The organism is Stenotrophomonas sp. 05L414_2, assembly GCF_056397905.1.
In genome coordinates, this window is sequence record NZ_JBFTOJ010000170.1 from 1 (window position 1) to 8,305 (window position 8,305).

8 protein-coding genes and 1 tRNA gene are annotated in these 8,305 nt (G+C 63.1%); all 9 read left to right on the forward strand.

Translation table 11 applies throughout. The annotated features are described in order from the left end of the window. Positions 1–90 (forward strand): EF-Tu C-terminal domain-related protein (locus AC1DJN_RS18340; protein WP_478039695.1); only part of this gene is annotated, 90 nt, incomplete at its 5' end. A gap of 101 nt (positions 91–191) precedes the next feature. Beyond that, positions 192–267 (forward strand) — tRNA-Trp (locus tag AC1DJN_RS18345). A gap of 48 nt (positions 268–315) precedes the next feature. Further along, positions 316–729 (forward strand): preprotein translocase subunit SecE, encoded by a 414-nt coding sequence (gene secE, locus AC1DJN_RS18350; RefSeq protein WP_025879351.1) that lies wholly within the window; start codon positions 316–318, stop codon positions 727–729. 10 nt (positions 730–739) lie between these two features. Beyond that, positions 740–1,300 carry a transcription termination/antitermination protein NusG gene (gene nusG / locus AC1DJN_RS18355; protein ID WP_025879350.1) on the forward strand — a complete coding sequence of 187 codons (561 nt, stop codon included), beginning with the start codon at positions 740–742 and terminating at the stop codon, positions 1,298–1,300. A gap of 196 nt (positions 1,301–1,496) precedes the next feature. Continuing rightward, positions 1,497–1,925, forward strand: a complete 429-nt coding sequence (rplK, locus tag AC1DJN_RS18360; RefSeq protein WP_004145248.1) for a 50S ribosomal protein L11 — start codon at positions 1,497–1,499, stop codon at positions 1,923–1,925. A 4-nt stretch (positions 1,926–1,929) separates the two neighbouring features. Then, positions 1,930–2,628 (forward strand): 50S ribosomal protein L1, encoded by a 699-nt coding sequence (gene rplA / locus AC1DJN_RS18365; RefSeq protein ID WP_025879349.1) that lies wholly within the window; start codon positions 1,930–1,932, stop codon positions 2,626–2,628. Positions 2,629–3,016: 388 nt separating this feature from the next. Then, a complete protein-coding gene (gene rplJ / locus AC1DJN_RS18370; protein ID WP_033830430.1) occupies positions 3,017–3,553 on the forward strand; it encodes a 50S ribosomal protein L10 in 537 nt (178 codons plus the stop codon). A gap of 63 nt (positions 3,554–3,616) precedes the next feature. Beyond that, the gene (gene rplL, locus AC1DJN_RS18375) at positions 3,617–3,982 is read left to right on the forward strand and encodes a 50S ribosomal protein L7/L12 (RefSeq protein ID WP_025879347.1); all 366 of its coding nucleotides are present in this window, start codon (positions 3,617–3,619) and stop codon (positions 3,980–3,982) included. 326 nt (positions 3,983–4,308) lie between these two features. Next, on the forward strand, positions 4,309–8,305 hold a 3,997-nt coding region (gene rpoB, locus AC1DJN_RS18380), incomplete at its 3' end, for a DNA-directed RNA polymerase subunit beta (protein ID WP_478039693.1).

An 8,305-nucleotide genomic window follows, 5' to 3' on the forward strand; every position in this document is an offset into this window, starting at 1 on the left:
CCGGTCGCCATGGACGCCGGCCTGCGCTTCGCCATCCGTGAAGGTGGCCGTACCGTCGGTGCTGGCGTGGTTGCCAACATCCTCGAGTAAGCCTGCATGCCGGCGGTCGCATAGCGCTGCCGGTCTGGCGAGTGGCGGGCCGGGAACCTCGGTCCGCCTTCGCCGTCTAAGGGAAGGCAAGTTTTCTACGTACGCCAGTAGCTCAATTGGCAGAGCAGCGGTCTCCAAAACCGCAGGTTGGGGGTTCGAGTCCCTCCTGGCGTGCCATCTGCCCACCTTACCGAGCGGCCCTGCCGCTAAAGCAGACACAGCCTGATGAATAGCAAGATCGAACATTCCAAGGACACCTCCGCGCAAGGCGGGGATATCGTCAAGTACGTCCTCGCATCGTTGCTGGTGCTGGCAGGTCTGTTCGTCTGGTTCTGGTTCTCCGCCGACTCCGGTCGCGCTGCCCAGCTGGGCGCGTGGGCGGGTCAGCTGCGTGCGTTGGCGGTCGTGGTCGGCCTGGTTGGCGGTATCGGCGTGTTCATGCTGACCGGCAAGGGGCGCGACACCCGCGAATTCCTCTCCGAGTCGCGCTTTGAACTGCGTAAAGTGGTCTGGCCGACCCGCCAGGAAGCCATTCGCATGACCTGGGTGGTGATTGTCGTCGTCCTGATTCTCAGCTTGCTGCTGGGCGGGTTCGACTTCTTCATCCAGAAACTGACTCAGTGGTTCCTGAGCCGCTAAGGAGAAATGCATGAAGCGTTGGTACGTCGTTCACGCCTATTCGGGCTTCGAGAAGTCGGTGGCGCAGGCTCTGCGCGATCGCATCGTCCGTGACGGCATGGAAGAGCGCTTCGGCGACGTCCTGGTTCCGACCGAGGAAGTGATCGAAATGCGCGCCGGCCAGAAGCGCCGTTCCGAGCGCAAGTTCTTCCCGGGTTACGTGCTGGTCCAGATCGAGACCCACGAAGAAGCCGGTATTCCGCGCATCGACAACGAAAGCTGGCATCTGGTCAAGGAAACCCCGCGCGTCATGGGCTTCATCGGCGGAACCGCCGATCGTCCGCTGCCGATCGCCGACTCCGAGGCCGAGGCGATCCTGAACCGTGTCCAGGAAGGCGTCGAGAAGCCGCGTCCGAAGGTGCTGTTCGAGCCGGGCCAGATGGTCCGCGTCACCGAGGGTCCGTTCAACGACTTCAATGGTGTCGTCGAAGAGGTCAATTACGAGAAGAGCCGTCTGCGCGTCTCGGTGTTGATCTTCGGTCGCGCCACCCCGGTCGAACTTGAGTTCGGTCAGGTCGAAAAGGCCGTCTGATCTGCATTCATATGTCGCTTCAGGCATGTGAAGAAAAAACCTGATATGCTGCGCGGCTCCCGTTGGGAAGCTGGCGGGACGAGGCCACCGAAAGGTGGCCTTCGGCATGATTTCAAAACGCGATGCCGGGACGCGTGATTCCCGGTCCGATGGGGAGCCTGTTGTCGCAAGGCGCTAGCACCCGGAGAGTACTCACATGGCAAAGAAAGTTGTCGGTTATATCAAGCTGCAGGTGAAGGCCGGTCAGGCCAACCCSTCGCCGCCGGTCGGTCCTGCGCTSGGTCAGCGCGGCCTGAACATCATGGAATTCTGCAAGGCCTTCAATGCCGCCACGCAGAAGCTCGAGCCGGGTCTGCCGGTTCCGGTGATCATCACGGCCTATTCGGACCGTACGTTCACCTTCATCACCAAGAGCACTCCGGCCACCACCCTGCTGAAGAAGGCCGCTGGCATCTCGTCGGGCTCCAAGCGCCCGAACACCGAGAAGGTCGGCAAGGTCACCCGTAAGCAGCTGGAAGAGATCGCCAAGGCGAAGGAACCGGATCTGACTGCCGCCGACCTGGACGCCGCCGTGCGTACCATCGCTGGCTCTGCCCGTTCCATGGGCCTCGTGGTGGAGGGTTAAGAAGATGGCACAGACCAAGCGTGAGAAGGCCATCAAGGCCGCTATCGTTCCGGGCAAGGCATACGCCTTCGAGGACGCAATCAACATCCTGAAGACCGCCACCAAGGCCAAGTTCGTCGAGTCGATCGACGTTGCTGTGCGCCTGGGCGTCGACGCGAAGAAGTCCGACCAGCAGGTCCGTGGCTCCACCGTGCTGCCGGCTGGTACCGGCAAGTCGGTCCGCGTCGCTGTCTTCGCTCCGGCCGGTGCCAAGGCTGATGAAGCCCTGGCCGCTGGCGCCGAAGCCGTCGGTATGGACGACCTGGCCGAGAAGATGCAGGCCGGCGATCTGAACTACGACGTCGTGATCGCGACCCCGGACGCAATGCGCGTTGTCGGTAAGCTGGGTACCGTGCTGGGCCCGCGCGGCCTGATGCCGAACCCGAAGGTCGGCACCGTCTCCCCGAACCCGGGTGAGGCTGTGAAGAATGCCAAGTCGGGTCAGGTGCGTTACCGCACCGACAAGGCCGGCATCATCCACTGCACCATCGGCAAGGCCGACTTCGCCGAAGACGCGCTGAAGTCGAACCTGACCGCGCTGCTGCTGGACCTGATCAAGGCCAAGCCGGCCACCTCGAAGGGCACCTACCTGCAGAAGGTTTCGGTCAGCTCGACGATGGGCCCGGGCGTCACCGTCGACCAGTCGTCGCTGAGCCTGAAGTAATCGTTTCAAGCGGTCGCGGGTCCCTCGGGTCCCGCGACCGTGACATTTGAAGGCATCGCCGGCAACACATCGCCGGTGGTAGCCGTCAAAGACCGCAGGTGCGGTCGTGGCATGCCGGCGACGGGCACGGAAGCTCGATTTGGCAGGGAGTCGCCGCCGGAGCAGTCACGAACGCTTAATCGATTCCCAGGAATCACCCTGCGTAGATGGTGCCCTTCTGGAGTTTTTCTGGTTCACGCACGTCTGGGGTTACCCAGGTTGGCCCACTCCAGGTCTAGAACGGCCCACCCCCCGGAACATCATTCCGATGTTCCCGGCGTCCAGGACGGATGCCGCACAGGACCGCACACGGCAGGAGCCGTAAGCGGAGTTCAATTGGAGGAGTGCAATGGCTCTCAATCTGTCCCAGAAGCAAGAAGTAGTCGCGGAGCTGGCAGAAATTGCTGGTAAGGCACACTCCTTGATCGCAGCCGAATACGCTGGCACCACGGTCGCTCAGATGACCGCGATGCGTAAGCAGGCGCGTGAAACCGGCGTTTTCTTGAAAGTTGTCAAGAACACCCTGGCTTCGCGTGCCGTTGAAGGCACCGAGTTCGCATGTGCGCAGGACAAGCTGGTTGGTCCGCTGCTGTATGCGTTCTCGCTTGAGGAGCCCGGCGCTGCCGGTCGCCTGATCAAGGATGCCGCCAAGGGCAACGACAAGCTGCAGGCCAAGGTCGTCGCCATCGGTGGCGAAGTGTTCCCGGCAAGCCATGTCGACGTGTTGGCCTCGCTGCCGACCCGTGACCAGGCCCTGGCAATGCTGGCCCGCGTCCTGACCGAGCCGGTCACGATGTTCGCCCGCGCCATCAAGGCAATCGGCGACAAGCAGAATGGTGGCGACGTCGCCGCCGACGCTGCTGAACCGGCCGCCGAGACCGCCTGAGTTTCGACTAATCGTGGTTCCTGACGGAACCTCAATCCAGAAAAACATCCAAAGGTAATTATCATGTCCCTTACCAACGAACAGATCGTCGACGCCATCGCCGAGAAGTCCCTGATGGAAGTGATGGAGCTGGTCAAGGCCATCGAAGAGAAGTTCGGCGTCTCCGCCGCTGCTCCGGTCGCCGCTGCTGTGGCTGGCCCGGCTGCCGTCGTTGAAGAGCAGACCGAATTCGTCGTCACCCTGAAGACCGCTGGCGACAAGAAGGTCGAAGTCATCAAGGCCGTCCGCGCCATCACCGGCCTGGGCCTGAAGGAAGCGAAGGACCTGGCCGAAGCCGGCGGCGTCCTGAAGGACAACGCTTCGAAGGACGAAGCCGAGAAGATGAAGAAGGACCTGGAAGCTGCTGGCGCGACTGTCGAAGTCAAGTAAGCACTTCCATTGCGTCGCCATCGAAATCCGGCGATGCAGCCAAGGCTGGGGGCGTAAGCCCCCGGCCTTTGGTCGTTGTTGTAGGCCCGGCCAATCGTGGCGCGGTTCTACGGAAATACGGTGAAAAAGCCCAACACGGGCTGCGGTCAAACCCTGGCCGGCCAGCGCAACGCGCGGCGGCGGGGGAGTGGATGCAGACGAGTTGGCAGTTGGAAGTAGCGGGAGAAGGCGTGCTGGTGCCGGCAATACCAGCGACTTCCAACTGACAATTTCAAGTTCCCTTCGGGTCGTKGGCGCACGACTCGCACAACAAGGTGGAAGACCTCATGACGTCCTATTCGTTCACCGAAAAAAAGCGTATCCGCAAGGATTTCGGCAAGCAGCGTTCGATTCTCGAAGTGCCGTTCCTGCTCGCCATCCAGGTGGATTCCTACCGTGAATTCCTGCAGGAGAACGTCGATCCGGCCAAGCGCACGGACCACGGCCTGCACGCTGCACTGAAGTCGGTCTTCCCGATCGCCAGCTACAGCGGCAATGCTGCCCTGGAATACGTCGGCTACAAGCTGGGCGATCCGGTCTTCGACGAGCGTGAGTGCCGTCAGCGTGGCATGAGCTACGGTGCGCCGCTGCGCGTGACCGTGCGCCTGGTGATCTACGACCGCGAGTCGTCGACCAAGGCCATCAAGTACGTGAAGGAGCAGGAGGTCTACCTCGGCGAAATCCCGCTGATGACCGACAACGGCACCTTCATCGTCAACGGCACCGAGCGTGTCATCGTCTCGCAGCTGCACCGCTCGCCGGGCGTGTTCTTCGACCACGACCGTGGCAAGACSCACAGCTCSGGCAARCTGCTGTACWSCGCSCGCATCATTCCTTACCGCGGYTCSTGGCTGGACTTCGAGTTCGACCCGAAGGACGCGCTGTTCACCCGTATCGACCGTCGCCGCAAGCTGCCGGTGTCGATCCTGCTGCGTGCGCTTGGCTACAGCAACGAAGAGATGCTGGCCGAGTTCTTCGAGATCAACACCTTCCACATCAACCCGGATGAAGGCGTCCAGCTGGAGCTGGTGCCCGAGCGCCTGCGCGGCGAAACCCTGGGCTTCGACCTCGCCGACGGCGACAAGGTCATCGTGGAAGCCGGCAAGCGCATCACCGCGCGCCACATCAAGCAGCTGGAAGCCTCGGGCATCGCCGCCCTGGCCGTGCCGGACGACTACATCGTCGGCCGCATCCTGTCGCACGACGTGGTCGATGCCTCCACCGGCGAACTGCTGGCCCAGGCCAACGACGAAATCACCGACGAACAGCTGCAGGCCTTCCGCAAGGCCGGCGTCGATGCGGTGGGCACCCTGTGGGTGAACGACCTGGATCGTGGCCCGTACCTGTCCAACACCCTGCGCATCGATCCGACCAAGACCCAGCTGGAAGCCCTGGTCGAGATCTACCGCATGATGCGTCCGGGCGAGCCGCCGACCAAGGATGCCGCGCAGAACCTGTTCCACAACCTGTTCTTCACCTTCGAGCGCTACGACCTGTCCGCAGTCGGYCGCATGAAGTTCAACCGTCGCGTGGGCCGCAAGGAAACCACCGGCGAAGCCGTGCTGTACGACCGCAAGTACTACGGCGAGCGCAACGACGAAGAGTCCAAGCGCCTGGTTGCCGCACACGGCGACAGCTCGGACATCCTGGACGTGATCAAGGTCCTGACCGAGATCCGCAACGGTCGCGGCGTGGTCGATGACATCGATCACCTGGGCAACCGTCGCGTGCGTTCGGTCGGTGAAATGGCCGAGAACGTGTTCCGCGTGGGCCTGGTCCGCGTCGAGCGCGCGGTCAAGGAACGCCTGTCGATGGCGGAGTCGGAAGGCCTGACCCCGCAGGAGCTGATCAACGCCAAGCCGGTGGCTGCGGCGATCAAGGAATTCTTCGGCTCCTCGCAGCTGTCGCAGTTCATGGATCAGAACAACCCGCTGTCGGAAGTCACGCACAAGCGTCGCGTCTCGGCCCTGGGCCCGGGCGGCCTGACCCGTGAGCGCGCCGGCTTCGAAGTGCGCGACGTGCACCCGACCCATTACGGCCGCGTCTGCACCATCGARACGCCGGAAGGCCCGAACATCGGYCTGATCAACTCGCTGGCCGTGTACGCCCGCACCAACCAGTACGGTTTCCTCGAGACCCCGTACCGCAAGGTCGTGGACGGCAAGGTCTTCGACGAAGTCGAGTTCCTGTCGGCCATCGAAGAAAACGAGTACGTCATCGCCCAGGCCAACGCCCTGACCGATGCCAACAGCGTGCTGACCGAGCAGTTCGTCCCCTGCCGTTACCAGGGCGAATCGCTGCTGAAGCCGCCGGCGGAAGTCCACTTCATGGACGTCTCGCCGATGCAGACCGTGTCGATCGCGGCCGCGCTGGTTCCGTTCCTGGAGCACGATGACGCCAACCGCGCACTGATGGGCGCCAACATGCAGCGTCAGGCCGTGCCGACCCTGCGTGCGCAGAAGCCGCTGGTCGGTACCGGCATCGAGCGCGCCGTGGCGCGTGACTCGGGCGTGACCGTCAACGCCCGTCGTGGTGGTGAGATCGTGCAGATCGACGCCGCCCGCATCGTGGTCAAGGTCAATGAAGCCGAGATCACCGACGCGTCCGACGCCGGCGTGGACATCTACAACCTGATCAAGTACACCCGCTCCAACCAGAACACCTGCATCAACCAGCGTCCGCTGGTGGAAGTGGGCAACGTGGTGGCGCGTGGCGACGTGCTGGCCGATGGTCCGTCCACCGACATCGGTGAACTGGCCCTGGGCCAGAACATGCTGATCGCCTTCATGCCGTGGAACGGCTACAACTTCGAAGACTCCATCCTGCTCTCCGAGCGCGTGGTGGAAGAGGATCGCTACACCACGATCCACATCGAAGAGCTGACCTGCGTTGCGCGTGACACCAAGCTGGGGCCGGAGGAAATCTCGGCCGACATCCCGAACGTTTCCGAGCAGGCGCTGAACCGCCTGGACGAAAGCGGCGTGGTGTACATCGGTGCCGAAGTCCGCGCCGGCGACATCATGGTCGGCAAGGTCACCCCGAAGGGCGAAAGCCAGCTGACCCCGGAAGAGAAGCTGCTGCGCGCGATCTTCGGCGAGAAGGCTTCGGACGTGAAGGACAGCTCGCTGCGCGTGCCCCCGGGCATGGACGGCACCGTCATCGACGTGCAGGTCTTCACCCGCGATGGCATCGAGAAGGACAAGCGCGCCCGTCAGATCGAAGAATCTGAAATCAAGCGCGTCAAGAAGGACTTCGACGACCAGTTCCGCATCCTGGAAGCAGCCATCTATGCCCGTCTGCGTTCGCAGATCGTCGGCAAGGTGGTCAACGGTGGCGCCGGCCTGAAGAAGGGCGACGTCATCTCCGACGCCTACCTGGATGGCCTGAAGAAGGCCGACTGGTTCGTGCTGCGCATGAAGGACGAGGACGCCGCCGAAGCCATCGAACGCGCACAGAAGCAGATCCAGGCGCACGAGAAGGAATTCGAGCGTCGCTTCGCCGACAAGCGCGGCAAGATCACCGCTGGCGACGACCTCGCCCCGGGCGTGCTGAAGATGGTCAAGGTGTTCCTGGCAGTGAAGCGCCGCATCCAGCCGGGCGACAAGATGGCAGGCCGCCACGGCAACAAGGGTGTGGTGTCCAACGTGGTGCCGGTCGAGGACATGCCGTACATGGCCTCGGGCGAAACCGTGGACATCGTGCTGAACCCGCTGGGCGTGCCGTCGCGTATGAACATCGGGCAGATCCTGGAAGTGCACCTGGGCTGGGCAGCCAAGGGTCTGGGTCGCAAGATCCAGGCAATGCTGGAAGCCCAGGCCGCGGTCGCCGACCTGCGCAAGTTCCTGGACGACATCTACAACCACGATGACACCAACGTGGCCAACCGTGTCGACCTGTCGCAGTTCAGCGACGAGGAACTGCTGCGCCTGGCCCGCAACCTGTTCGACGGCGTGCCGATGGCAACGCCGGTGTTCGACGGTGCCACCGAAGCGGAAATCAAGCGCATGCTGGAACTGGCCGACCTGCCGAGCAGTGGCCAGACCCAGCTGTATGACGGCCGCACCGGTGAAGCCTTCGATCGCCACACCACCGTTGGCTACATGCACTACCTGAAGCTGAACCACCTGGTCGACGACAAGATGCACGCCCGTTCGACCGGCCCGTACTCGCTCGTCACCCAGCAGCCGCTGGGCGGCAAGGCGCAGTTCGGCGGCCAGCGCTTCGGTGAAATGGAAGTCTGGGCGCTGGAAGCCTACGGCGCGGCCTACACCCTGCAGGAAATGC